At 64.3% G+C, this 24,757-nt stretch carries 19 protein-coding genes and 1 pseudogene; 10 read left to right on the forward strand and 10 right to left on the reverse strand.

Translation table 11 applies throughout. The annotated features are described in order from the left end of the window. Window positions 1-200: 200 nt before the first annotated feature. Entirely contained in the window at window positions 201-1,415 is a 1,215-nt protein-coding gene (gene hmpA / locus BTH42_RS29840; RefSeq protein WP_075304772.1) for an NO-inducible flavohemoprotein, read from the forward strand. A 74-nt stretch (window positions 1,416-1,489) separates the two neighbouring features. On the opposite strand, the gene BTH42_RS29845 is transcribed toward hmpA, so the two are convergent. Further along, window positions 1,490-2,173 carry a potassium channel family protein gene (locus tag BTH42_RS29845; RefSeq protein ID WP_075304773.1) on the reverse strand — a complete coding sequence of 228 codons (684 nt, stop codon included), beginning with the start codon at window positions 2,171-2,173 and terminating at the stop codon, window positions 1,490-1,492. 318 nt (window positions 2,174-2,491) lie between these two features. Here BTH42_RS29845 and BTH42_RS29850 point away from each other — a divergent pair, with 318 nt between their 5' ends. Next, entirely contained in the window at window positions 2,492-2,944 is a 453-nt protein-coding gene (locus BTH42_RS29850; RefSeq protein WP_075304774.1) for a GNAT family N-acetyltransferase, read from the forward strand. Window positions 2,945-3,017: 73 nt separating this feature from the next. Here BTH42_RS29850 and BTH42_RS36170 read toward each other — a convergent pair whose 3' ends face one another. The 4 genes from BTH42_RS36170 to BTH42_RS29870 all read right to left on the reverse strand — a co-directional run bounded on the left by BTH42_RS36170 (window position 3,018) and on the right by BTH42_RS29870 (window position 7,129). Further along, window positions 3,018-4,190, reverse strand: a complete 1,173-nt coding sequence (locus tag BTH42_RS36170; protein ID WP_256702398.1) for a triacylglycerol lipase — start codon at window positions 4,188-4,190, stop codon at window positions 3,018-3,020. Further along, entirely contained in the window at window positions 4,177-5,430 is a 1,254-nt protein-coding gene (locus BTH42_RS29860; RefSeq protein WP_075304775.1) for an LssY C-terminal domain-containing protein, read from the reverse strand. Before BTH42_RS29860 ends, BTH42_RS36170 begins: the two co-directional genes overlap by 14 nt. Continuing rightward, entirely contained in the window at window positions 5,427-6,707 is a 1,281-nt protein-coding gene (locus BTH42_RS29865; RefSeq protein WP_075304776.1) for an LssY C-terminal domain-containing protein, read from the reverse strand. Before BTH42_RS29865 ends, BTH42_RS29860 begins: the two co-directional genes overlap by 4 nt. A 98-nt stretch (window positions 6,708-6,805) precedes the next feature. Continuing rightward, complete coding sequence (locus tag BTH42_RS29870; RefSeq protein WP_075304777.1) at window positions 6,806-7,129, reverse strand: hypothetical protein; 324 nt, start codon at window positions 7,127-7,129, stop codon at window positions 6,806-6,808. A gap of 368 nt (window positions 7,130-7,497) precedes the next feature. Between BTH42_RS29870 and BTH42_RS29875 the strand changes: the two genes are divergently transcribed. The 6 genes from BTH42_RS29875 (at window position 7,498) to BTH42_RS29895 (ending at window position 12,511) form a co-directional block, all read left to right on the forward strand. Further along, complete coding sequence (locus BTH42_RS29875) at window positions 7,498-8,061, forward strand: YSC84-related protein (protein WP_075304778.1); 564 nt, start codon at window positions 7,498-7,500, stop codon at window positions 8,059-8,061. A 93-nt stretch (window positions 8,062-8,154) separates the two neighbouring features. Beyond that, window positions 8,155-10,446, forward strand: a complete 2,292-nt coding sequence (locus BTH42_RS29880; RefSeq protein ID WP_075304779.1) for an FdhF/YdeP family oxidoreductase — start codon at window positions 8,155-8,157, stop codon at window positions 10,444-10,446. A gap of 297 nt (window positions 10,447-10,743) precedes the next feature. Then, window positions 10,744-11,004, forward strand: coding sequence for a hypothetical protein (locus BTH42_RS29885; protein ID WP_075304780.1), 261 nt, complete (start codon window positions 10,744-10,746; stop codon window positions 11,002-11,004). 309 nt (window positions 11,005-11,313) lie between these two features. Next, a complete protein-coding gene (locus BTH42_RS36175) occupies window positions 11,314-11,436 on the forward strand; it encodes a hypothetical protein (RefSeq protein ID WP_256702399.1) in 123 nt (40 codons plus the stop codon). Between the two features lie 40 nt (window positions 11,437-11,476). Beyond that, complete coding sequence (locus BTH42_RS29890; protein WP_075304781.1) at window positions 11,477-12,061, forward strand: recombinase family protein; 585 nt, start codon at window positions 11,477-11,479, stop codon at window positions 12,059-12,061. A gap of 198 nt (window positions 12,062-12,259) precedes the next feature. Next, window positions 12,260-12,511 (forward strand): hypothetical protein, encoded by a 252-nt coding sequence (locus BTH42_RS29895; RefSeq protein WP_256702401.1) that lies wholly within the window; start codon window positions 12,260-12,262, stop codon window positions 12,509-12,511. A gap of 274 nt (window positions 12,512-12,785) precedes the next feature. Here the strand turns inward: BTH42_RS29895 and BTH42_RS29900 are convergent, their stop codons facing one another. The 3 genes from BTH42_RS29900 to BTH42_RS29910 form a co-directional block, all read right to left on the reverse strand. After that, window positions 12,786-13,859 (reverse strand): glycosyltransferase family 2 protein, encoded by a 1,074-nt coding sequence (locus BTH42_RS29900; RefSeq protein WP_075304783.1) that lies wholly within the window; start codon window positions 13,857-13,859, stop codon window positions 12,786-12,788. Beyond that, window positions 13,856-14,461 carry an HAD family hydrolase gene (locus BTH42_RS29905; protein WP_083654980.1) on the reverse strand — a complete coding sequence of 202 codons (606 nt, stop codon included), beginning with the start codon at window positions 14,459-14,461 and terminating at the stop codon, window positions 13,856-13,858. Before BTH42_RS29905 ends, BTH42_RS29900 begins: the two co-directional genes overlap by 4 nt. Before the next feature lie 168 nt (window positions 14,462-14,629). After that, a complete protein-coding gene (locus tag BTH42_RS29910; protein WP_075304785.1) occupies window positions 14,630-15,445 on the reverse strand; it encodes an IclR family transcriptional regulator in 816 nt (271 codons plus the stop codon). Between the two features lie 115 nt (window positions 15,446-15,560). Here BTH42_RS29910 and BTH42_RS29915 point away from each other — a divergent pair, with 115 nt between their 5' ends. Next, entirely contained in the window at window positions 15,561-17,912 is a 2,352-nt protein-coding gene (locus BTH42_RS29915; protein ID WP_075304786.1) for a cytochrome P450/oxidoreductase, read from the forward strand. 133 nt (window positions 17,913-18,045) lie between these two features. Further along, window positions 18,046-19,371 (forward strand): MFS transporter, encoded by a 1,326-nt coding sequence (locus tag BTH42_RS29920; protein ID WP_075304803.1) that lies wholly within the window; start codon window positions 18,046-18,048, stop codon window positions 19,369-19,371. Between the two features lie 64 nt (window positions 19,372-19,435). Here the strand turns inward: BTH42_RS29920 and BTH42_RS29925 are convergent. Both BTH42_RS29925 and BTH42_RS29930 read right to left on the reverse strand, forming a co-directional pair. Beyond that, a pseudogene (locus BTH42_RS29925) lies at window positions 19,436-23,518 on the reverse strand (CheR family methyltransferase). 102 nt (window positions 23,519-23,620) lie between these two features. Beyond that, window positions 23,621-24,610, reverse strand: a complete 990-nt coding sequence (locus tag BTH42_RS29930; protein WP_075304787.1) for a chemotaxis protein CheB — start codon at window positions 24,608-24,610, stop codon at window positions 23,621-23,623. Between the last annotated feature and the right edge of the window lie 147 nt (window positions 24,611-24,757).

Raw genomic sequence — 24,757 nt, forward strand, 5'->3', positions numbered from 1 at the left:
CGAGCGTTCCGGACAGAGGCAGTTCGCGCGATGCGGCGAGGGCGGATAAAAGGCGGCGACTTGCGCATCTGGAAGTGCCACCATACCGTTCGTGTAAGTCGCGAATAAACGCTCCCGAAGTGCCCGCTTTGCGGCCGCAATCCGATTCGCGCCGCCCCCGGGTGCCAGTCAACCAGTCGCCTTAGCGCAGGAGGACAGCAATGCTTACGCAGAAAACAAAGGACATCGTCAAAGCCACCGCGCCGGTTCTCGCCCAGCACGGTTACGCGATCATCTCGCGCTTCTATACGCGGCTGTTCGAAGCGCATCCGGAGCTGAAGAACGTATTCAACATGGCGCATCAGGAGCAGGGGCAGCAGCAGGAGGCGCTCGCGCGCGCGGTGTATGCGTACGCGGAGAACATCGAAGACCCGGGCAGCCTCGCCGCGGTGCTGCGCAATATCGCCAACAAGCACGCGAGCCTCGACGTGAAGCCGGAGCACTATCCGGTGGTCGGCGAACATCTGCTCGGCGCGATCAAGGAAGTACTCGGCGACGCCGCGACCGACGAGATCATTTCCGCGTGGGCGCAGGCCTATGGCAATCTGGCCGACGTGCTGATGGGGATGGAAAGCGAACTGCGCGAGAGCCGCGGCGCGCAACTCGGCGGCTGGAACGGCTGGCGCACTTTCGTCGTCAAGGACAAGCGGCCGGAAAGCAGCGTGATCACGTCGTTCATTCTCGAGCCGAAAGACGGCCAGCCGGTCGCCAACTTCGAGCCGGGGCAGTACATCGGCATCGCGGTGGACGTGCCCGCGCTCGGCCTGCAACAGATTCGTCAGTACAGCCTGTCCGATATTCCGAATGGCTACACGTACCGCATTTCGGTCAAACGCGAGGACGGCGACGCGACGCGGCCGCCCGGCTATGTGTCGTCGTTGCTGCACGAGCACGTGAGCGTCGGCGACGAAGTGAAACTCGCCGCGCCGTTCGGCACGTTCTATATCGACGTCAACGCGACGACGCCGCTCGTGCTGATCAGCGGCGGCGTCGGCCTGACGCCGATGGTCAGCATGCTCAAGCGCGCGATTCAGGACCCGCGGCGCCAGGTGGTGTTCATTCACGGCGCGCGCAACAGCGCGGTGCATGCAATGCGCGACCGTCTGCGCCAGACCGCGGCGACGCACAAGAACTTTCGCGCGATCGTGTTCTACGATTCGCCGCTCGATACCGACGTGCAGGGCGCCGATTACGATCAGGCGGGTTTCGTCGATCTGGGCAAGCTGCGCAACGACATTCTGCTGCCCGACGCCGACTATTACATCTGCGGACCGGTGCCGTTCATGCGCATCCAGCACGATGCGTTGAAGGCGCTCGATATTCACGAGTCGAAGATTCACTACGAGGTGTTCGGGCCGGACCTGTTCGCGGAGTAACGGCGCCGGGGAGCCCGGGCGGCGCGTGGCGACCATGCCCGATAACGGCTGGTCGCTTTTTTTTGCCGGCCGAGTCAGGATTTGCCGAGTTCCTCGCGCGGCGGATAAACCCCCGCGAGCCGCGCAATCAGAATGGCCACGAAGAGCGCGCCGACAATCTGTTCGACTACGCAGACTCCGCGGGCCTGACGGCTGAGCGGCGTGATATCGCCGAAGCCGGTGCTGGTGAGCACGGTGAAACTGAAATAGACGAGATCGTAGAACGTCAACGACGCGGCATTGCCGAATAGCGCGAACGAGCCCGCGTAGAAGTACGCGATCAGGGCATAGAGAAACGACCAGAACACGGCGATCAACAGATAGGCCGAGGCGGCGCCGAATAGCTTGTCCGCGGTCATCACCTCGCGACGGAACACGTAGCGCAGCAGATAGGCGATCGTCGTCGCATAGAGCAAGGCGCCGAACGCCCACGATTTCGCCATCGCATGCGGATCGGTGCCCGCGATCGCAATCCATTGATACGCCAGCGCCGGCATGCCGAGCAGCACGGCGATCGTGAACGACAGCGTCGATCGCCCCACCGACGCGACGGCGGCAATGATAATAAATGCGTTCGCGCAGTTGATCGCAAAACGTCCGATCGGAGTCGGTTCGACGAAAGGCGCGGCGCAGATAAAAAGCATCAGCACGATAAACAGATAAAAGCAGCGCTGAAAAAAGATCCTGCCGAAAAACTCACTGACATTCCGGATCACCATGATTTCATCTTCGTTATAGAAACCGCATGTTAGGTCCGGTTGCGCTTCGTCTTATCCCGCCACGTTGCCCGCCAGTTCGTATCCGCCCGCGCGGATCGATACGCGCGGCGGCGGATGTCGAGAACCCCCTTTGAATTACAGAATTACTGCGTGTCGTTGCGGGAGGTGGTTTCAATATAGTCAGTACACCAGTGGTTTTCCACGACTCCCTGAAAATGCAGCCGCCGCGACGGCTCCGTATACCTAAACTGAAACGCGCAGACGGTCGCAGCAGCATCCCCGTGACAGGCAGACAGGTTTGAACGAACGGAGAGTGTCATGGCAAGCATCGAGTTCGGCTTCGCGACGGTTTCGGATCTCGATGACCTGCTGGCGCTCTACGCGGTGCTGCGACCGCAATATCCCGCCTATGCCCGCGGAGAAGCGGAAAAAGCGCTGGCAAGCCTGCTCGGCCAACCGCACCTCCGGCTGATCGTCGCGCGGCTCGACGAGCGCGTGGTCGCCACCTGCCGATTGGCGCTTCTGGCGAATATCGGACGCGCGAGCAGGCCGATTGGACTGCTCGAATACGTGGTGACCGCCGGGCAGTTTCAGCGCAAAGGCATCGGACAACAAATGCTGGCGTTCGCGCTGGACGTCGCGTGGCATCTGGACTGCTGCAAGGTCGTTCTACTGTCGGGCACGCAACGGGATCTGACTCACATGCTGTATGAAGAACTCGGATTCCGGGGCGACAGGGAGCATGGTTTTATCATTGACGCGCCTTTCTGAATGAAGATTGCCGGGCATGGGCGAATAGACGAATGGGCGCATGGACGAATAGAAAAATTCCGGCCGGCGGATCTCAGCGCGGCAAAGACGCGAGATCTTCCTCGACGAAACGCAGGATCGTCTCCGTCAGCGCTTCCCGTGGATAAGCGTTCTGCGTGACGAAGAGTGCGCCCACGGTCGGATGGGTCCGCGCAATCGGCACCGCAATCGCCCAGTGATCCGCATTCACGTACGCGAGCAAGGCACTGCCGGGCACGATCTGATCGTAGAAGATGACCTGACTGTCGTTGCGCGTATCGATGCGGGCGAGTTTGTCATAGCTCGATTCGAGAATCGACGAGATGCGGGCCGGCTGCGGATATGTCGCAATGGAGTAGGTGTGTAGATCGGCCGGAAGAGGATGCTGCGCGAGCCACGCCCGGCGCGTGGCGGGCCGCAGACTCTGCACCGCGCCGCCGTCGCCTTCGGTGCACTGAGCGCCCGGAAAGTACTGCAAGAGTTCCGCGTGATACTGCTCGACGTCGTTGGCGAGCGGCGACCCGCCTACCGCGCCGGCCACACTGACGAACGCCGCGACGCGGCTGTGGATCTCCGGATAGGCGACCAGCGCTTCCATGATGTCGGGCGTGCCCTTCGAGTAACCGATCAACACGAGACGCGCAGCCCCCGGCTGCGCGGGCATCGCCATTACCGCATCGCGAATCTCGCGCGCGTTATGCGCGGAACTCGATAACGCATCGACCTGAAGCACCGTCGCGTCGTAACCGAACTGGCGCAAATGCGCGGCGACGCTGCCGGGCGGATCGAGCCACGCCTTGAAGCAGTCGTAACCGATACCGGCGACGATCGCCGCGACCAGGTGCCGGCCGGATTGACCCAACTCGACCGGTCGACCGGAGCCGGCCGGCTCGCTACCCACGCGCGTGAGGGCGTCTTCGCAGGGCCGGTAGTCGGGCAGCCCGGGTCCGCGAGCCGCGAGCACCGCGCAATAGATTTCGCGAAAGCGTCCCCGGTCGTCGTGCACGCCGGCATAGGAAGCGGGGACCAGCACCAGCGGCGGCGTGTCGGTCGAATACGGGACCAGCGGTTTGCTCGCGCACGCGCCGAGCGCGACACACAGCGCAATCGGCGCAATCGGCGCAAGCGGCGCGACGCGGAGCGCGGCGTCCCGCAACGCGCGAAGCGCGCGGGCATGCGTGCGCCGCCGCTCACTTCGCGAGTCGGCGCACGGATCACCGGCGTTCATCGCTTTTCTCCTTGGCTTTTTCCTGGTCGGCCGGATGCAGGTACGGTACCCAATCGAGAAATTCGACGTCCGCCAGTCCGAGCGGCCGCGTTGCGAAAAACAGCACGGCTCGCAAACCGTCCGTGTGCCAGCTCGAACCGTCGAGCGTGGTCCGCGGATGCGAGGCCGGCACGGGACCGACGCCGTACACGAAGCCGAGCCGCTCCAGCCCGCCCGAATACACCATGTCCTGCACGAGCAGGTTTCTGGCTTCGTCGACGTCCGCTTGCAGCGCGCCGCTCGCGGGCTCGCCGGACGTAAAGCGTCCGCCGACGGGCCGGCCGATCTGCGCGACGTAGACCGCCTGGCCGCGGAAACGGACCGGCGCGAGCCAGCCGCGTAGCCGGGTTGCCGGTGCGCCGACCGGCTCGCGCTTGCGCAGCACGATGTCGGGCTCGCGTCCGTACAGCCGCTGCGCGAAATCGAAGTCGTGCTTGTAGTTGTGGTAGCCGCGTCGGACGAAGGCCGCGCCGATGTTGTCGATTGGACCGACGAACACCGCATTGAGCGGATCGCCCGGCGCGGTTGCGCCGGCATCGGTCGCGCAACACGGCAGGCGTTCGAGGGCGGCTCTCAGGGAGTCGAGGTCGTCGTAGTCAGAGACCTCGGCATCGGCATAGTGGAACAGCGTCTCGTGAAAGCGCGGATTGCCGGCATCGTCCGGCACCTGCAGAAAAAGCGAAAAGGCGATCAGCGTTCTGTCGGCAAACAGATCGATGTTGCAGAGCTTCGTGCCGCGATCGGGGTTCGTGAACAGCAGTCCCGAGTGTGTCGCGCCGGCCGGAATCGGGTTTCTGAAACCGAGCTGGTCGAAGTACTCGTCCATCCGCGCGTTGGTTGCACCGCCGAGTAGCGAATGCATCGACCACGCTACTTCGCGCGGAGAGAAGTAGCGCGGATCGGTGCCCGTGCGCAGCAACCATAACGGCTGCGAACTCGTGTTGACGACCTCGATCCACACCGGCTGGATGCCGGCGGCATTCAGATCGGCGCCGAACATGCGCTTGCTGTCGTCGGAACCGAGCACTGCCGCGCTGACGCGCACATCGCGACCGCTTGCCGTTACCGCACGCGCGCGCAGCGGCGAAGCGTCGGTGCTAGCTGGACTTTGCCACGTCGAGCAGCCGGCCAGCGCGAAACACAGGCTCACCCAGCACACCGGGTATCCGACCAGACGATATACCCGCCGCGACGCATTCATCGGTCGGCTCCCGCGCGAGAACTGTCGCGAGCAGCCGACGTGTGCCACGGGAAAAAGACGATGCCCGCCAGCGAGGTGGGCTTCTGGTCGAACACGAGCACCATCCGGTAGCCGTCGGTGTAGTAAGGGTCCGTCGTCAGGTTTTCGCGCGGCGCGTCCGGCGGTGCCACCGGGCCTCCCTTCACGAGGCCGAGCTTCATCAGGCTCTGCGAATACGCCATATCCTCGGTGAGCGCGCTGCGCGCCTCGTCCACATCCGGATCGATCTTGTGCGTCGTGAACGTCGGTGTGTGAATCGTGAGCCGAACGCCGATATCGCGGCTGATCTGACCGACCCAGACGGGTTTGCCGTGGTATCGAAACGGGCTTAGCCAGAGCCGCAGATGGTTGCGTTCGTGAATCGTGTCGCGGGCTTTCTGCAACGCGAGATCCTGCGGCCGTCCGAACAGGTAAAGGTCGCTGACCGGCGCGTTCACGTAGGGCTCTCCGGCCAGCGCCGCGCTCACCATCCTCATGATGGCGCCCGTCCATTTTTCCTCTGTCGGCGTCCAGCCGCGCCGCACCAGCGCGGGGAACGCGTCGTCGAGGCCGCCCACGATCACCAGATTGAGCGGATCGCCGTTCTTCGTCCCGCCTTCATTGGAGGTGCAGCAGGGCAGTGCTTCGAGCGCGGTGCGCAATGCTTCGTCGTCCGTATAGTCGACGATCGATTCGCGCGGATACAGCTCGCGCATGAACACTTCGCTGGTCTTGTAGTCGGCCTGGAAGCCGGGAACCGTCACGAACAGCGGCATCGTGAGCGCGCGCCGGCTCGCGACCAGATCCACCTGCACGACCTTGACCCCTTCGCGTAGCTGGGTCAGCACGAAGCCGGATGTGGTGCGCCCGGGCAATACCGGGTTATGGAAGGCCAGTTCGCGAAAGCGCGCGTCGGGTTCGGCGGCACGCTCACGGTGACCGTGCTGCGCAAATGCCTCGGCGACTTCCGACGCGGCGAAGAAATCCGGATCGATTCCCGGCGACAGCAGGAAATAGCTGACGTCGGTGTCGTTGCGCACCTCGATCCAGACCGGCTGGACGCCCTTGCTGGCGAGCGCGACACCATAAGCGGCGGCACTCTCGTCCGATGAAAGCGCCGCCGCCGACACACGGATGCCGTTCTCGCTACGCGTGGCGGCGCGCGTTCTGTAGTCGGACGCGGGGGTCGTCGACGCAGGCGCGACGCATGCGGTAACGGCGCACGCAACGACCAATGCGCCAAGCGGCCGGGCAAACATGTGTTTCGTCCGAGTGCAACGCAGGTTCCGCTGCTGCGCACCGCAGCGATAGCGATCCGCTTTGCGATGGACACCGTGCGCTTTTTATACGGGTACGCCTATAGACATTTGCTCACCGAACCGGCGGCGGCACCTCCCTCGCCCCGGAATCCGACCGACGAACCGGCGCCGTTCGGACGCACCAGCGCCGCCGCACCGCCGGGTGGCCGCTGGCCGGGTACATAGACGTTGAAAGAGCGGTCACCGGCGAGTTGATGCTCCATGTAGACCGTCTGCTGTGAGGCGTTTGCCCAACCCGTGGCGATGCAGCGCGCGACCGCGGCGGGCGGCTGCTGACTTTGGCCGATGGAGCTGCCTTGTTCTGGACCTGGGCTCGCGCACGCGGCGAGTGCCAACACGGAGACGAAAAAGGGATATTTCATTTCGGTATTACCTCCTCGATCTGTTCGTCGCGACGCAATGAACCCGCTTAATACACCCCCATTGTCCGTACCGTTGAAAGAGTTCCGATTTCTAATTCGTTAAACGGTTAGTTTCGCTCACGAAACGCATACCGTTCGAGCCCGCTTTGCAATATAGGCAGTAAGCAGATGATTTTCCACACCGCGTTTTGACACGCGGCGGCGCTATCGCGCGAACTGTTCGTTGCAGCCTGGGTTTTGTCATTTATTTGCGCGGCCGGACCGATACGATTGTTTGCGCACGATCAGCAATACCGCGCTCAGTCGCGGATGGTAGGCGAATACTCCACGGCAGTGTTTGAATGCGACCAATTCATGGAGAACATGTGATGCTCAAACGTCTGATGTTGATGCTCGCAATCCTGCTGTTATTGCCTGTTTCCGTCGCGCGGGCCGACGAATATACGGAGACACTCAAGCTATTCAAGAATGCGGGAGAAAGCGGCACGTTTCTGCAAAGTGCCTATGCGTACGCAGTGTTTCCGAAGATCGCCAAGGGAGGAGCCGGGATCGGAGGCGCGCGCGGCAAGGGCCGCGTCTATGAGCAAGGAAACTATATCGGCGATGCGACGATGACTCAGCTCACCGTCGGCCTGCAACTGGGTGGCCAGGTGTACAGCGAACTCATTCTGTTCGAGGACGAACGGGCGCTCAAGGAATTCACCGACGGCAACTTCGAACTCGGCGCGGATGCCAATGCGATCGCGATCACCGCGGCCGCGGGCGCAAAGACGGGCTCGACCGGCACGTCCGCCAATGTCAGCGGCGGCAAGAACGACGCCAAAACGGCGGGCGTCTACCGGAAAGGCATGGCGGTCTTTACCGTGGCCAAGGGTGGGCTGATGTACGAGGCAAGTGTCGGCGGTCAGAAGTTCTCCTATAAGCCGAAGTAATCTCCACCGCACGCAGCGCGGGCTCCCAGCCGGGAACGCTGCGTGCTGATCCATCACGTCGTGATATGTATGTAATCGACGAAGGGTGGATCCATGAGCAAACAGCAAAAGAGCGACGCGTATCCGTATGCGTCGGGCGGGTGGGGCTCGCTGAAAGCGGTCACGTCGATCCTGCTGCAGGAGAAAGTGCCGCTCGCGAATAGCCAGGTGCTGATGCGGCAGAACAAGCCGGACGGCTTCATGTGCGTGAGCTGTTCGTGGGCCAAACCGGCCGATCCGCACACTTTCGAGTTCTGCGAAAGCGGCGCGAAAGCCACCGCGTGGGATCTCACCGCGAAACGCGTGACGCCCGACTTCTTCGAAGTCCATACGGTCAGCGAGCTGGCGACATGGCACGACCACGATCTCGAGGACGCGGGCCGCCTGACCGAGCCGATGCGCTACGACCCGGCCACGGACCGCTATGTGCCGATAGCGTGGGAGCAGGCGTTCGCGGAAATCGGCGCCGAGCTGCGCGGCTTCGATCCGGCCAGCGTGGTGTTCTACACGTCGGGGCGCGCGTCGCTGGAAACCTCGTACATGCTGCAGCTGTTCGCGCGTATGTACGGCAACAACAATCTGCCCGACAGTTCGAACATGTGCCACGAAAGCACGGCGGTCGGGCTGAAGGAAGCGATCGGCGTCGGTGTCGGCACGGTCATGCTGGAGGACTTCGAGAAGACCGATCTGATGTTCTTCTTCGGCCAGAACGTCGGCACCAACAGCCCGCGCATGCTGCATCACCTGCAGGACGCGCGCAAACGCGGCGTGCCGATCATCACGTTCAATCCGCTGCGCGAGCCGGGGCTGCTGCACTTCGCGAACCCGCAGTCGGCGGTCGATATGCTGACGCCGCACGATACGCAGATCAGCACTCAGTACCACCAGGTTAAGACCGGCGGCGACACTGCCGCGCTTCTCGGCATCTGCAAGCTGGTGATCGAGGCCGACGATCGCGCGCTCAGCGCGGGCGCGCCGCGGGTGGTCGATAGCGAGTTCATCCGCGAGCATACGAATGGCTATGAGAGCTTCGCGCAGTACGCGCGCGATGCGAGCTGGGACGATATCGAACGCGTCAGCGGCTTGCCGCGCGCGGCGCTGCAGGAGGCCGCCGACGAATACGTGAAGGCCAATGCGGTGACCGCCCATTACGGGATGGGACTCACCCAGCACCGGATGGGCGTGCAGAACGTGCGGATGCTGGTCAACCTGCTGCTGTTGCGCGGCAATGTCGGCAAGCCGGGCGCGGGGCCGTCGCCGATTCGCGGGCACTCGAACGTGCAGGGACAGCGCACGGTCGGCATCACCGAAAAGCCCGAACTTGCGCCGCTGGATCAGCTAGCCAGACAGTTCCTGTTCGAACCGCCGCGCGAGAAGGGGATGAATACTGTCGAAGCGTTCGAGGCGCTGCTGGACGGCAAGCTGAACGCAATCGTCAACCTCGGCGGCAACCTCGTGCGCTCGGTGCCCGACCGCTACCGGATCGAGCCCGCATGGTCGGCACTGCCGCTGACCGTCAATATCACCACCAAACTCAATCGCAGCCAGCTGTTGCCCGGCAAGCGCTCGTACATGCTGCCGTGTCTGAGTCGCATCGAGATCGACCGGCAGGCGGGCGGCGAGCAGGCGGTGTCGATGGAAGACAGCACCGCGTGTTTTCATGGTTCGCACGGCGTGGTCGAACCGGCCGCGCCGACCCTCCGCTCGGAGCCGTTCATCGTCGCCGGGATCGCGAAGGCGACGCTCGGCGAGCGCTCGACCGTCGACTGGGACGCGTGGCGCGACGACTACACGCGGGTACGCGTCGAAATGGGCAAGACGTGGCCGGAGATGTTCGAGGACTTCGAGACGCGCATGTGGAAACCGGGCGGCGTGGTGCGGCCGCTGCCGGCGCGCGAGCGCACCTGGAAAACGAAAAGCGGCAAGGCCGAATTCATGGTGCCCGAGGCGCTCGGCGAAGACCCGGACATGCCCGAGCGCGAGCCCGGTTCCCTGCGGCTGATGACGCTGCGCAGCGACGGCCAGTTCAACACGACGATCTACAACCTCGACGACCGCTTCCGCGGCGTGAAGGGCTCGCGGATGGTCGTGCTGATGAACCCCGCCGATATGGCAAAACGCGGACTCGCGGCGGGCGACCGGATCGCCCTCGAAACGATTGCCGACGACGGCGTCGAGCGTCGCGTTGACGGCTTTAGCGTGATGTCGTTCGACGTGCCCGAGGGGTGCATCGGCGGCTTTTACCCCGAGTGCAATCCGCTGCTGCCGTTATGGCATTACGCGAAGGAGAGCAAGGTGCCGGGCGCGAAGTCGATTCCGGTGCGCGTGACCGCGTCCGCTCGCTGAGTAGGTATCCGCATCCGCTCGCTGAGCGCGGCGCGCGAACTCCCCGCTGTCCATTAGCCGGCATTTACGGACAGTTCGCGCTGTCCCGCCTTGTTTCTATACTGCGTCGTCCCCGCGAATTTCGGGGACAGCGTTTCTCCGGAAGCGCTCATGGCGATCGTGCCGCGTGCCGGCTAGCCGCTCTTTTCCCTCCGGCCCCGCGCCGGACGAAGCGCGCCCGGCGCGGGTGCAAGCCGGAACCTAGGTCGCGGTGAGGTCATTCGAACGCAGTGAAAAACTTGCCCGGTGAGGGAGACGATGTCGGTACGCATAGAAGATGTGCTCGCGGATGCGATCAGCGTGAGCAGCGAGATCAGGGTGCGCAGCGCGGCCCTCGTCAGGATGGAACAGCGCCTCGGTGACGGCGACGAGCCGTTGTTGCGCGAGGCGCTCGCCACGCTTCGGCGCGAGTTGACGCTGCTGCAGCGGCACAAGGGCGAATTGATGCAGCGGTTGCAGGTGCTCGAAACCGGTCTCGACAACTTCCCGCCGCCCGGTCATCAACTGCCGACCCCGTAAATGAGGGCCTCGCACAGGCCCATCTCACGGGAGCCTTCGGCCTCTCCGAACTGGCTATCACGCTGACCCACGCGCTGTATAACGGCAGTTATATCGACGCCGATCACGGCTGCTTATCTCACGTACTAGGTATGGAAAGCGATTGCGCTCGACCCGTAATTCATGCGTGAATTCCGTGAGCCGTGCGCGCGCTTATTGGCATTTGCAGGTTGGTATTTGCAAGTTGGCCGCCCGGGAACGCTCGTTGCGAACTATTCACGATGGTCCTGACCTCGACAGTTAGTTAGCCACCTTGAATAGGAGAACGAGATGAGTACCGAGAAGGACACGAATCGGCAACCGGCCAACCCCGCGCAACCGGCCCGGGAAAGCGGACAGCAACAGCAGAATCAGAAACCGCCGCAGCACCAGGGCGGCCAGCGGCAGCCGTGAGCGCCGCGCATCGCGGATTGCGACTACGTGAAAGGGCGACGTGGAAAAAGTACATATTTATCTATTCGGCGCAGACGATCCCGTGCGCCGCGAGCAGGCTTTGATCCGTCTCGACAAGGCCGGTTATATGGTCACGCTCGCGCGCCTCGCGAACGAAGATGTGCCGACCTATCTGCCGGCGCGCGAGCGGCCGGAACTGCAGAGCCTGATTCGCCGGCTCGCGCCGCGCGACACGCTGGTGGTACTCGAACTGGCCGCGCTCGGCTGCAACGCGCGCGACATCCTCGCCACCGTGATGCAGTGCCGGAAGGCGGCCGTCTCGCTGAAATGCGTCGAGGTAGGCCATACCGATCTCGCGGGTCGGCCGGAGCCGTCGGCGGTGAAGGCGTTGCGCGCGCTGGTGCGGCTCGATGCGACCTGCCGCAGCCTGCGCAGCCGCGACAGCCTCGCGGCCGTGCGCGCGAACGGCAAGCACACCGGCAGACCGCCGTCGCTGTCCGAACAGCAGCGTGAGCGCGTGCTGCAATCGCTCGGACGTGGCCAGTCGGTCAGTGAAGTTGCGCGCCGCTTCGGCACGTCGCGCCAGACCGTGATGCGGATTCGCGGCGATACGCAACCCGCGTAATTTCCGTTGATATTCCCGCGATGGCGTCCGCATAGCAACGCGCGCGCCAACCCGTCCGCCTATGTCCGTAACGCTGCCGTTACGGACGAAGCATGATGCTTTGCAGTGAAAGCTGGTCGGACTAATCTCAACGCACGCCTGTCGATTGCCATCTGACCGGAACGAGGCGCGGCGTGTCGCCGTGTTGCAGCCGTGAAAGTGAAACGTCTGACTGTCTATGCGAGCCCCGGATCGCTACGCGTGATTGCAGTCTGGAAAAGTCTGATCGAACAGCGAGCCCAGGTATGCGGCTGGTCCGCGCATGTGAACTGCACGGGCGGACGCGAATCGCTGAGCGTGGATCTGGTCGATTGCCCGCCCGATCGTCTCGCGGTGATTTCGGCCGCGTTGAGCGGCGGACCGATGACCGTGCTGATGAGCGACACCGAGTCGCCGATCCGGCGCGTGTAGGCGCACGAAGTAGCCGGTTGCCGATGGCGGCGCCGCTTCGCGCGCCGCTGAAACGCTTATAGAAATGCCATTGCCCGTTCGCCCTTCGCGGCATGGCTTTTGAGCGGCCTCCGCGGCACTGCTCCCCAAGCGGCCCTTTGTGGCCGCTCTTTTTTTCCGTAGCCGCAAGTGAAGTAGTTGGCTCCCACCCGAGCAACTCGCGCGCGCAACACGACGCAACACGACGATACGACGATCCAGCGCGCCGCGAGCGCCGCCGGCAGCGACGATGCAGTCAAGGAAAGAACACCTTGAAACGAATGGCGCCGTACAGCCGCCAGAAGATCGATAGAAACGGAATCGGGATCGAGGTCCAGACCATCTCGGCGATGTGGCGCCAGCCGTGGTTGCGCCGGCGTAGCCGCAGCACCGAGAAATAGCCGGTCAGCGCGCACCATGCGAGCCAGCCCGCTGTCGCCACCGCCGCTTGCTGCGCGAACATCCCGCCGACGGCGACCAGCGCGGCGATGAGGATCGCGTAATACAGCAGCGGCGGCCGCGAGCGAATCCGCGCGCGAAACAGTTCGGGATGCTTGCGATACAGCAGCGCGTCGAACTGGCTCTTCCTCTGCTGACCGATGCTCACGCCCCAGCGCGCGGGCCGCACCGGGTGGACGACGATCGCGTCGGAAGCGCGGACGATCTTGCCGCCCACGCTCAGCAGCGTGAATTGCAGGTCCGAATCCTCGCGCCACGCGCAGGTGAAGCGCTCGTCGAAGCCGCCGGTCGCGACCAGCGCCGCATGCGTGACGAACACGTTCGCGGTCGCGAACTCGGCGCGCGCGAGGCTGCTGGTGTCCGCTTCGTAATCGGTCGGCAGTTCCGGCAGTGCCGGCAGCGGTACGACGATCGTGCCGGCTGCCGCCGCCGCGCCGTGCGAAAGCGCGGCGATCCCGGCGCTCAGCCAGTGCGGGTCGGGCAGCGTGTCGTCGTCGGTGAACGCGATCAGCGACGCGCGCGCGTGCTGCCAGCCCGCGTTGCGCGCGCCGGCCGGCCCCTGGGTGCGGGTCACCGGCACGTACAGAATTTCCAGGCCGCGCGGTGCCTGTTCGCGAGCGAAGCGTTCGACGCATGCGCGGGTGGCGTCGTCGGGGCCGTCGTCGCAGATCACGATCTCGTAGCGGTCCGGCGCCAGTTGCTGCGCGCACAGCGCGCGCAGACAGTTCGCGAGCATCGCCGGGCGCCGGTAGGTGGGCACCACCACCGACACATCCGAGAACGAGCGCGCTTCCACACCCCAGCCGGACTCTTCGGAGTCCGCACGGCTGCGGCGCGCGGTGACACCGCCATGCAGCAGCGGCGCATTCATTGGATCGCTCCCTTGCGGCGCGCGGCGGCGCCCGCCGGCATCCCGTGCAGCACCACGTGTTGCGCGGCCTCGTGCAGATTGGCGGCGCGCATGCCGGGCACGCGTTGCGGGCCGACCCGCCATTCGGTCTCGTGACCGTTGTCGAGCAGCACGGTATGGCAGCCGGCGCGATTGCCCGCTTCGACGTCGTCGAGAACGTCGCCGATGAACCAGCTGTTCGCCAGATCGAGTCGATGCTCCTGCGCCGCGCGCAGCAGCATGCCCGGCTCGGGCTTGCGGCAATCGCAGGCGAGCGCGTAGCGCGCGACGCTGCCTTGCGGATGATGCGGGCACCAATACACGCCCGCGAGCTTCGCGCCGCATTCGGCAAACATGTGCTGCAGGCGGTTTTCGACGTCGAGCAACGCGGCCTCGTCGAATTTGCCGAGCGCGACGCCGGCCTGATTGCTGATCACGAACAGCGTGAGCGGATACGCGGCGAGCAGCGCGAGCCCTTCGCGCGCGCCCGGCGCGAAACGCATCAGCGCGGGGTCGGCGTTGTAGGGCACGTCTTCGAGCAGCGTGCCGTCCATGTCGATGAAGACTGCGGGTTGGGTGGTCATGGGCATTCGAGGGGCGGTGACGGATTCGTGGCGGTGTAGAACGGCGCCGAGCATGTGGCGTGCCACTCGTCTGTCTACCGCGCGAATGTCGTCGCGACCCGCGGCGAAGGGGGCTATTCCTGCCGCAGCCGGGTCACGCCTGTCGGCAATGAGGTTCCACCGACGCAATCACGCCTGGTAGCCCAATTCCGCGCTGATCTTCGCGGCTTCGTGGCGCAACTCGTTGGCGATAAGACCGTCCGGCGACGCGTCGAACCCGCCCGTTGCGCCCAACGCTGTGATTGCCCCGCAGATGTGTCCGTTCGCATCGAATAGCGGTGCGGAGACTGCGCTGATGCCTTTCAGGTTCGTGTCGTGCACCACGGCCAGACCGGCAGCCCGAATCTCGCGCTGCAATTGACCAATCGGATCGACGCCGTCGAGTTGCGCGCGCAGTTCGGCGGGCGTGGCAGCCAGTTCTTCTTCCGCCAGTTTCCGCACGCGCTTTTCATCGAGCAGGGCGAGAAAAAGCCTTCCGGTAGCGGACCAAAGTAGCGACATCACCGAGCCCGCGCGCACGTTCACCGTCACGGGCAAGCCGGGTTCTTCGAAGCGCATGATCGTCGGTCCCCGATTGCCCATGATCGCTACGAAGCAGGTCACTTCGAGGCGCTCGCGCAAGCGTATCAGCGACGGTTCCGCCAGACGGATCGGATCGGCCATGCGCATGGCCGAGAGGCCGATCGCGATGCATTGCGGCCCCAAGACGTACTGCTGGGTCCCCTTGTCCTGCGTCACAAACGACTCTTCCATCAGGCTCGCCAGATAGCGATGCACCTTGGCGGGATTTTCGCCGAGTCTCGCGGCCAGCGCGGTGAGGGTTGCGCGCCCGCCCGACGCGGCCAGTTCCTTCAGCACCAGCAAGCCGGTTGACGCCGATTGGACACGCTGGCGGCGATCCCGCGCGGCCGGCGCGATTTTCTCGATTTCGGTAACTGTTTTCATAGGCGTGATCTTAGCCGAGGCGCGCCAGGCGATGCGGTGCCCAGGCTTAACCCCAGTCGTTGAATTACGCAATGCGTACTATAGTTACGCAAATAGTATCGCACAGGAGCGAACCATGCCTTCGAATGCGCGTGACGCAGCGTCGTCAAAGTGCCCCTTCCATGCCGTTTCGGACGTTGCGCAAGTCGCGCCCAATGGTTGTCCGGTGAGCGCGCGCGCCGCCGCGTTCGACCCGTTCGAGGACGGCTATCAGCAGGATCCACCGGAGTACGTACGCTGGTCCCGCGAGCAGGAGCCGGTATTCTTCAGCCCAAAGCTCGGCTACTGGGTCGTCACCCGCTACGACGACATCAAGGCGATTTTTCGCGACAACATCACGTTCAGTCCGTCAATCGCGCTGGAAAAGATCACGCCGACCGGTCCCGAGGCGACCGCGGTCCTCGAGTCGTACGGCTTCGCGTTGAACCGCACGCTCGTCAACGAAGACGAACCCGCGCACATGCCGCGCCGGCGCGCGTTGCTCGATCCCTTCACGCCCGCTGAGCTCGAGCATCACGAGCCGATGGTGCGCAAGCTCGCCAGTGAATACGTCGACCGCTTCATCGACAACGGCCGGGCGGATCTGGTCGATCAGATGCTTTGGGAAGTCCCGCTCACGGTCGCGCTGCATTTTCTGGGCGTGCCGGAAGAGGACATGGACACGCTGCGCGAATACTCGATTGCCCACACGGTGAATACGTGGGGACGTCCGAAGCCGGAGGAGCAGGTGGCGGTGGCTCACGCGGTCGGCAAGTTCTGGCAATACGCGGGCAAGGTGCTCGACAAGATGCGCCAGGATCCGTCCGGCCCGGGCTGGATGCAATACGGCATCAGAAAACAGAAAGACATGCCCGAGGTCGTGACTGACTCCTATCTTCATTCGATGATGATGGCGGGCATCGTTGCCGCGCACGAGACGACGGCCAACGCGACCGCCAACGCGATGAAATTGCTGCTTCAGCATCCGCAGGCGTGGCGCGACATCTGCGAGGATCCGGGTCTCATCCCCAACGCGGTTGAAGAGTGCTTGCGACACAACGGATCGGTGGCCGCATGGCGGCGTCTCACGACCAAAGATGTCGTCGTAGGCGGCGTTGCGCTTGCGGCCGGCTCGAAGCTGCTGATCGTCACCTCGTCCGCCAATCACGATGAGGCGCGCTTCGTCGATGCCGATTTCTTCGACATTCGTCGCGAGAACGCGAGCGATCAGCTCACCTTTGGCTATGGCTCGCATCAGTGCATGGGCAAAAACCTTGCGCGGATGGAGATGCAGATTTTCCTGGGAGAGTTCGCGCGCCGGCTCCCACACATGAAGCTCGCCGAACAAAGCTTCACGTACGTGCCCAACACATCGTTTCGCGGTCCAGAACATCTGTACGTCGAGTGGGATCCCGCGCTCAATCCCGAGCGCCACGACCCGGCAGTGCTCGCTGCGCGCGCGCCGGTGCGTATCGGCGAACCGTCATCGCATGCCGTTAGCCGCGCGGTGAGAGTGGAGCGCGTAACGGCGTGCGCGGATCGCATTGCGCATCTGCGTCTGGTTTCGGCCGATGGCCGGCCGCTGCCGCGCTGGACGGCGGGTGCGCATATCGACGTTGCATGCGGCAATACTGGCCTGTCCCGGCAGTATTCGCTGTGCGGCGACCCGGAAGATCGCAACGCGTTCGAGATCGCCGTGCTGCATGAGCCGCAGGGCCGGGGTGGATCGGCGTGGGTCCATGCGAACGTCGAGGCGGGCGATGTGCTTCACATTCGTGGGCCGCGCAATCACTTCCGTTTTACTGGAGAGGCGACGCGCGCCGTGTTTATCGCCGGCGGAATCGGCATCACGCCGATCAGCGCGATGGCGCGTGAGGCCAGGGCGCGGGGTAGCGGCTACGTGATTCACTACAGCGGAGCGCGCCGGGCGTCGATGGCCATGCTCGACGAGCTGAGCGCATTGCACGGCGAGCGTCTGCATGTGCATGTGTCGGAGGAGGGCTCTCGCAACGATCTCGCATCGCTCCTCGCCAAGGCGGACGACGACACGCACATTTACGCTTGCGGACCCGCGAGGATGCTCGACGCACTGACATCCAGCTGCTCGCATTGGCCGGCGGACGCTCTGCGCATCGAACATTTCGCGGCGACGAAGACGGTGCTCGATCCGTCGAAAGAGCAGTCCTTTGACGTGGAGCTGAAGGACTCGGGCCTGGTGCTCACCGTGGCGGCCGACCAGACCGTGCTCGATGCGTTACAGCACGCCAACATCGACGTGCAGAGCGACTGCCGCGAGGGCTTGTGCGGATCGTGTGAGGTTCGGGTGCTGCAAGGCCGGGTCGATCATCGCGACACGGTTCTCACGCGAACGGAACGGCAGGCCAACGATCGCATGATGACCTGCTGCTCGCGCGCATGCGGCGGCGAACGACTGATTCTCGAACTTTGACGACGACGACGACGACGACGACGACGACGACGACGACGACGACGACGACGACGACGACGACGACGACGACGGCCGGCGCAGCGCGGCCGGCCAGACGGCGCAACAGCTATAACTAGACCGGAGACTGAAGGTGATAAAGAAACGTGCCAATCTGATGTTCGCCTGTACCATCGGCACCACGCTCGAGTGGTATGACTTTTTCGCCTTTGCCGCGTGTGCCGTACTGGTATTCGACAAGCAGTTTTTCGTGGTGGGTAACCCGCTCGCCGCAACCCTGCTGTCACTGGCGACGTTCGCGGTCGGCTTTATTGCGCGGCCGCTGGGCGGCATCGTGTTCGGGTTGATCGGCGACCGTGTGGGTCGCCGCAAGACTCTGGTCGTCAGCCTGTTGATGATGGGTCTGAGCACCTTCGCGGTGGGCCTGTTGCCGACTTATGCATCGATTGGTCTGGCCGCCCCGTTGTTGCTCGTGTTGCTGCGGATACTGCAAGGTATCGCGGTGGGCGGCGAAGCCACGGGTGCGATCCTGATGATCGCGGAGTCGATGCCGCGTGCGCAACGAGGCTTCTGGACCAGCTTCACGATGTTCGCCGGGCCGCTCGCCAATGTCCTGACTGCGTTCGTCATCGGGATGGTGCAGAAAGTGTATGGCGATTCGGCGTTTGTCGAATGGGCGTGGCGCATTCCGTTCTTCATCTCCGCTCTGCTGGTTATCGTCGGTTTCTGGACTCGTCGGCGGGTCGAGGAGTCGGCGGCATTCGCCGAACTTGCCGCCGCGCACAAGACGGTTGAGCGCGCGTCGCTGAGCGAGACCTGCGCGCGTAACTGGCGGCAAATGGGCAAGGCGTTTTTCGTGAAGGCCGCGGAGAACACCTTTCTGTATCTCTTCTCGACATTCGTTCTCGGGCTAGCCATCGGCTATCTGCACTTCAGCCGCCAGCAGGCACTGTCCGCGCTGATGTGGGCATCGGCAATCGAAGTGTTCGTGATCCTCATGGCCGCGCACGTGTCGGATCGGGTCGGACGTCGGCCTGTGCTGATTGTGGGTCTGCTTGGCGCCGCTGTTGCGAGTTGCACCCTGTTCACGCTTTCGCCGGGCAGCAACTACCTGCATCTGCAATTTGCGCTGATCGCCTGTCTCACCTTCCACGGCGTCATTCTCGGACCGATGGCCGCCTACATGGCCGAACTCTTCCCGACGCGCGTGCGCTTTACCGCGATGTCGACGAGCTATCAGCTTGCGTCGGTGCTCGGCGGATCGATCGCGCCGATCGTCGGGACCCTGCTGGTCAGCTTCACCGGATCGGCGGCTTTCGTCGCGGGCTACGCGATCGTCATGGCGGTGCCCGCATTGATCGCCGTGGGTGTCTCGCGTGAGTCGCGCGGTCAGGATCTTGCAGCGGCGCAGGGTTCCGACGAGAGCCCGATGGTCCTGCCGGTCGACGTGCGTCCGACTTGAGGAAGCAACGAGATGAGCACGTTCACCGTGCGAATGGTGCGCGTCGCGCGACCGAACCGCGTCCTCAGCGCCGCACCCGCGCGACGATACTCAGCAAATCCTCGAGCACGACCGGCTTCTTCAGATGCGCATCGAAACCGGCAGCTTCGGTCGCATTGATATCGGCCTGCTGCCCGAAGCCGCTGACGGCGATACATGTCACCGCTTCCATCCCCGGCATGCCGCGCAGCTTGCCGATGAACTCGATGCCGTCCATCCCCGGCATGCCGATATCCGACAGAATCACGTCCGGCGCATTGCCGTTGATTACCGTCAGCGCTTCGTCGCCGCTGGTCGCGGTGCGGACCTCGGCGCCTTCGGTTTCGAGCAGCAGCCTGAAGGTTTCGACGGTTGCCGAGTCGTCGTCGACCATCAGGATGCGCAGCCCCTTCAGCGAGTCCGCGACGATTTCCGCGCCCGCGTCCGCATGCATCGCGGTGCGGTGAGTCGGCAGCGTGACGGTGAAGGTCGCGCCGCGGCCCAGCCCATCCGACTCCGCGCGCACCGCGCCGCCGTGCAGATTGACGAGGTCGCGCACCAGCGCGAGGCCGATGCCGAGCCCGCCCCGGCGCGAGCCCGGATCGCGGCTTTGCTGGAACATATCGAAGATATGCGGCAGCAGCGCGGGCTCGATGCCGGCGCCGGTATCGCTCACGCGCAGCACGGCTTCCGCGTGATCGTTGGCCTGCAACGACACGTCGATCGAACCGTGCTGGGTGAATTTCAACGCATTGCTGATCAGATTCCAGACGATCTGCTCGACTCGCGTGAGGTCCGCGTGCAGGATCACCGGCGTGTTGGCCATCGCGACGCGCAGCGTGATGCCGCGCTGCGCGGCGTCTTCCTGCACCGCGCTGCACACGCGATGCACGATGTCGCGCATATCGACCACGGTACGCACGACAGACAACTTGCCGGTCCGCACCCGCGAAATGTCGAGCAGGTCGTCGATGATCTGCGCCTGGCCGATCACCGTGCGGCGGATCGTGTCCGTGGCGCGCGACACGTTCAGGTTCTGGCGCGTTTCCGGCGACCGCGCGATCAGCTCGGCGCTCGCCGAAATCAGATTGAGCGGATGCTTGAGTTCGTGCGACACCACCGCGAGAAACTCGTCGCGGCGCCGCTGCGCGTCGCGCTCGCTGGCCGCGCGCAGCGTTTCGACGTGGGTGCCGCGTCCCGACGCGGTGTCGTTCGCGAACTCGCCGAGATCGCGGGTGATCTTCGCGAAGCCGCTGATGCCGGGTTCGTCCAGACGCGACAGCACACCGCTCGCGAAAAAGCGCGTGCCGTCCTTGCGCAGATGCCAACGCTCTTCTTCGGCGCGGCCGTTCAGGCGCGCTTCCGCGAATTCGCGCTGCGCCACGTTGCCGGCGCGGTCTTCTTCGGTGTACAGCATGTCGGCGGACTGGCCGATCATCTCCGCTTCGTGGTAGCCGAAAATCCGCTCCGCGCCCGCGTTCCAGCTATTGATGATGCCGTTCTCGTCGAATGTGATGATCGCGTAATCCTTGGTGCCTTCCGCGACGATCCGCATGCGCCGCTCGCCTTCACGCAGCCGGTCTTCTGCCTGGCGGCGCCCGGTGATGTCGATGAACGACAGCACCGCGCCGTCGATGCGGTCTTCGGTGGTGCGATACGGCACGAAGCGCGCGAGATACCAGCGCCCGTCGTTGCTCTTCAGCTCGCGCTCGATTAAACGCAGCGAATCGAACGCTTCGGCCGCGTCGTCGGCGAGCTTGTCGTATTCGAGCCGGTGCGTGATGTCGAGCAGCGAGCGGCCGATGTCCGACGGGATGATGCTGAACACGTCGGTCGCGCGCGGCGTATAGCGCTTGATGCAGATATTGCGGTCGACGAAGATCGTGCCGATGTCGTTCGCGGCGATCAGGTTGTGCAGGTCGTCGTTGATTTTGCCGGTTTCCTCGACCTTCGACTTCAACTCGGCGTTGACGGTGGTCAGCTCCTCGTTGATCGACTGCAGCTCTTCCTTGCTGGTTTCCAGCTCTTCGGTCGCCGAGCGCAACTCTTCGTTGATCGCCTGCAATTCCTCGTTGGACGCCTTCAGTTCCTCGGTCGAGGTTTCGGACTGCTCGATCGTCGACTGCAGCTGTTCCTTCGTGCGTTGCAGTTCGCGTTCGAGCTGGCTGATGATCGGGTCTTTCTGCACGTCGGGAGACGCGATTTCGGCGTTGCCCATGCTGTCTTCGACTTCGTCGAACAGCACCAGCACGAAGTCGGCGTTGGCCTCGGGATCGTGCACCGGCCGCGCGGTCATATTGACGAAGTACGAGCGGCCGTCGCGCTCGATACGCACGCGCCGCGCCTCGACGCTGCGATTGGTGTGCAATGCCTGGTAGATCGCGGTGCGCAATTCGAGCCGCAATTCGGGCCGCACCACCGCGACGATGTTGTGCGACGGCTCGCCGCCCGAATACTGCAGAAAGCGCCCGGCGCGGTCGGACAGATGGACGATTTCCGATTCGCGGCTGACCAGCACGCTAGGCGGCGCGTATTGCTCGACCAGCCGCTGATGCAGATCGCCGAACGACAGACGCCGCCGTCCGGGCGGCTGCACGGTGGTGACGAGCGGGCGCGCGCTCATCGTGCCGGAGATCGCGACCGGCACCGGCGTGTCGCCGCGCACCGCCATGTTGGCGCGGTAAATGCGGTTGCGCTTGTCGATCACGCTGAACATCGCGCTGACGCTGTCGGCGGATTCAGAACTGCCGAGAAACAGCACGCCGCCCGGGCGCAGCGCGAAGTGGAACATCTTCAGGATTTCGATCTGCGCTTCGCGATCCAGATAGATCAGCAGGTTGCGGCAGCAGATCATGTCGAGCCGCGAGAACGGCGGATCGCTGAGCACGTTGTGATGCGCGAACAGCATGTGCTCGCGCAGCTCCTTCTTGATCCGGTAGTGCGCGGCGTCTTTCGTAAAGAACTGGCGAATCCGCGGCGGCGACAGGTCTGCGGCGACGGAGTCCGGGTACAGGCCGGTGCGCGCGAACGAGATCGCGCGTTCGTCGATGTCGGTCGCGAACACCTGGAACGACACGCCCTCGGGCGACTTCAGCGAGCGCTCCTGCAGCAGCATCGCGATCGAATACGCTTCCTCGCCGGTCGCGCAGCCGACCGACCACACGCGAATGCGATCCTGTTCGCCGCGGTTTTCGAAGATCGGCGGCAGCACCTCGCGCTCCAGCACGTCGAACGCTTCCTTGTCGCGGAAGAAGTTCGTCACGCTGATCAGCATGTCCTGCAGCAGCGCCTAGGTTTCTTCCGGATGCATGTGCAGGTAATCGCGATACGACTGCAGGTCGGTGATGCCGTTCACCTGCAGGCGCCGCTCGATCCGGCGCAGCACGGTGGCCCGTTTGTAATGCCGGAAGTCGTGCGCGGTGCGGGTGCGCAGGATCACCATGATTTCGCGCAGCGCGCGCTCGGCGGTTTCGTCGACGGCGGTTTCTTCGCGCTCCTCGTTCTGCGCGGCCGGCAGCTGGATTTCGCGCGCGGTCGACAACAGATCCAGCAGCCGTTGCGGCATTTCGGCGGCGGTCAGCACGAAGTCGACCGCGCCGGTTGCGATCGCGCTGCGCGGCATGCTGTCGTATTCGGCCTCGGCCGGATCCTGCGCGAGCGTGATGCCGCCCATTTCCTTCACGCGCGCGAGCCCGACCGAGCCGTCCGAGCCGGCGCCCGACATCACGATGCCGATCGCACGCGAACGATGGGCCTCGGCGAGGGTGCGGAAGAATACGTCGATGCTGGCGCGGCGGCCCTCTTCGTGCTGCTGCGGGGTGACGCGCAGATAGTCGTCGACCATCGTCAGTTCGCGCGATGGCGCGACGATGTAGACGTGATCGGGCTCGATGTGGGTGGCCTCGGTGACCGCCACCACCGGCATGCTGGTCGCTTTTTGCAGCAGCGAGGCCAGATTGCTTTCGTGGTCCGGCGCGAGATGGACGACCACGACGAACGACATCGAGGTGTGGGCGGGCAGCGCGTCGAAGAATTCCAGGAGCGCGTTCAGCCCCCCCGCCGATGCGCCGATACCGACGATCGGATGGAGTGACTGGCTCGGCAACGTCTGCGCCCGCTTTTTTGACATGGCTGCTGGTCCTTGGGAAAAAGGATAGTGTCTCGCGCTGTATTTTTACAGGTGGCCGGGCCTATGGCACGGTCGCGCAGATCACTATTATCCCGCATGAGATCAGGTTTCCAACAGCATCGACTGCAAAAATCCTGCCGCGGCGCGCGCACGCAGCGCGGTTTCTTTCTCGCGCTGCTGTGCGTTGACGGCGCCGATCCGGCCGAAATGCTCGCTCATTTCGCGGCTCATCATTTCGCGTTCGCGCAGTGCTCGCAGCGCATCGCGCAGCGAATGCTCGACGTCGCGGCGGCGGCCCTCGCGCAGCGACATGGCGGAGTACGCATGGCCGGTGTGGCAGCGGTAGCGCAACAGATGCGGATCGTTCAGGCGCCACAGCGTGCCGTTGCATTCGGGGCAGGTGTAGGTGGATGGGGTGGCGATCTGCTTGAGCTCTTCGACCGGCAGCGACTCGCTCATCCATGCCTTCTGCTCGATACCGGCACGCTCTACCGCTGCGCGGCGGGCCAGGTCGCCTTTGGCCGCTCCGCCGAGCCGGCCGTCGGTCAGATCGACGAGGCACGCGCCGAGTGCCGCGAGCGGCAGCACGTGATCGGCGAACGGGGCCGCATGCAGCGGCATCTCGCTGGCGAACGCGTCGTCCGGGTGTTGCACGACGGTGGTGCCGCCGCACGCCTGGATCGCTTCGAGGCCGGCCGCGCCGTCGTCGAGCAGGCCGGTCAGCACCACGCCGATCGCGCGTTCGCCCAGTTGCGTGGCGGTGCTGCGAAACAGCGGATCGATTGCGGGGCGCGCGAAATTTTCCTTCGCGCCGTGCACGAGGCGCAGGCGGCCGCCTTCGACCACCAGATGCTGATCGGGTGGCGCGACGTAGATGCGGCCGCGCTCGTAAACGTCGCCGTCGCGCGCATGCGTGGCCGGCAGCGGGCCGGCGGTATTGAGTAGCGAGGGCAGCATGCTGCTGTGCGCGCCGACATGCAGAACGATCGCGATGCTGGCGGGCAGGTCGCGAGGGAGTTGGGAGGCGAGGGAACGGAGGGCGTCGACGCCGCCCGATGACGTACCGATAGCAATGAAGTCACGATGGGTCAAATTTGCTCCGGGACGTGATGGGCGGTTTTTGCCGTATAGGTAAATATGAGCAATCGGCATGCCGCGGGAGGGCTGCCGTGGCTCAGCTTCTGGGGTTGCGAAGCCGCTGTTTTGGCGGCGCGCGGGCCGGCGCCGATGCGTCAAATC

The sequence above is a fragment of the Burkholderia sp. SRS-W-2-2016 genome (assembly GCF_001931485.1).
Classification (GTDB): Bacteria; Pseudomonadota; Gammaproteobacteria; order Burkholderiales; family Burkholderiaceae; genus Paraburkholderia.

What these genes read in the sequence shown, in the direction of transcription:
- BTH42_RS36175 (WP_256702399.1), top strand. Translation starts at nt 11,314, where the DNA reads ATGAGTACCGAGAAGGACACGAATCGGCAACCGGCCAACCCCGCGCAA.
- BTH42_RS29860 (WP_075304775.1), bottom strand. Translation starts at nt 5,430, where the DNA reads ATGAATGCGTCGCGGCGGGTATATCGTCTGGTCGGATACCCGGTGTGC.
- BTH42_RS29885 (WP_075304780.1), top strand. Translation starts at nt 10,744, where the DNA reads ATGTCGGTACGCATAGAAGATGTGCTCGCGGATGCGATCAGCGTGAGC.
- hmpA (WP_075304772.1), top strand. Translation starts at nt 201, where the DNA reads ATGCTTACGCAGAAAACAAAGGACATCGTCAAAGCCACCGCGCCGGTT.
- BTH42_RS29845 (WP_075304773.1), bottom strand. Translation starts at nt 2,173, where the DNA reads ATGGTGATCCGGAATGTCAGTGAGTTTTTCGGCAGGATCTTTTTTCAG.
- BTH42_RS29850 (WP_075304774.1), top strand. Translation starts at nt 2,492, where the DNA reads ATGGCAAGCATCGAGTTCGGCTTCGCGACGGTTTCGGATCTCGATGAC.
- BTH42_RS29875 (WP_075304778.1), top strand. Translation starts at nt 7,498, where the DNA reads ATGCTCAAACGTCTGATGTTGATGCTCGCAATCCTGCTGTTATTGCCT.
- BTH42_RS29870 (WP_075304777.1), bottom strand. Translation starts at nt 7,129, where the DNA reads ATGAAATATCCCTTTTTCGTCTCCGTGTTGGCACTCGCCGCGTGCGCG.
- BTH42_RS29910 (WP_075304785.1), bottom strand. Translation starts at nt 15,445, where the DNA reads ATGAAAACAGTTACCGAAATCGAGAAAATCGCGCCGGCCGCGCGGGAT.
- BTH42_RS29905 (WP_083654980.1), bottom strand. Translation starts at nt 14,461, where the DNA reads ATGACCACCCAACCCGCAGTCTTCATCGACATGGACGGCACGCTGCTC.
- BTH42_RS29880 (WP_075304779.1), top strand. Translation starts at nt 8,155, where the DNA reads ATGAGCAAACAGCAAAAGAGCGACGCGTATCCGTATGCGTCGGGCGGG.
- BTH42_RS29900 (WP_075304783.1), bottom strand. Translation starts at nt 13,859, where the DNA reads ATGAATGCGCCGCTGCTGCATGGCGGTGTCACCGCGCGCCGCAGCCGT.
- BTH42_RS29915 (WP_075304786.1), top strand. Translation starts at nt 15,561, where the DNA reads ATGCCTTCGAATGCGCGTGACGCAGCGTCGTCAAAGTGCCCCTTCCAT.
- BTH42_RS36170 (WP_256702398.1), bottom strand. Translation starts at nt 4,190, where the DNA reads ATGAACGCCGGTGATCCGTGCGCCGACTCGCGAAGTGAGCGGCGGCGC.
- BTH42_RS29865 (WP_075304776.1), bottom strand. Translation starts at nt 6,707, where the DNA reads ATGTTTGCCCGGCCGCTTGGCGCATTGGTCGTTGCGTGCGCCGTTACC.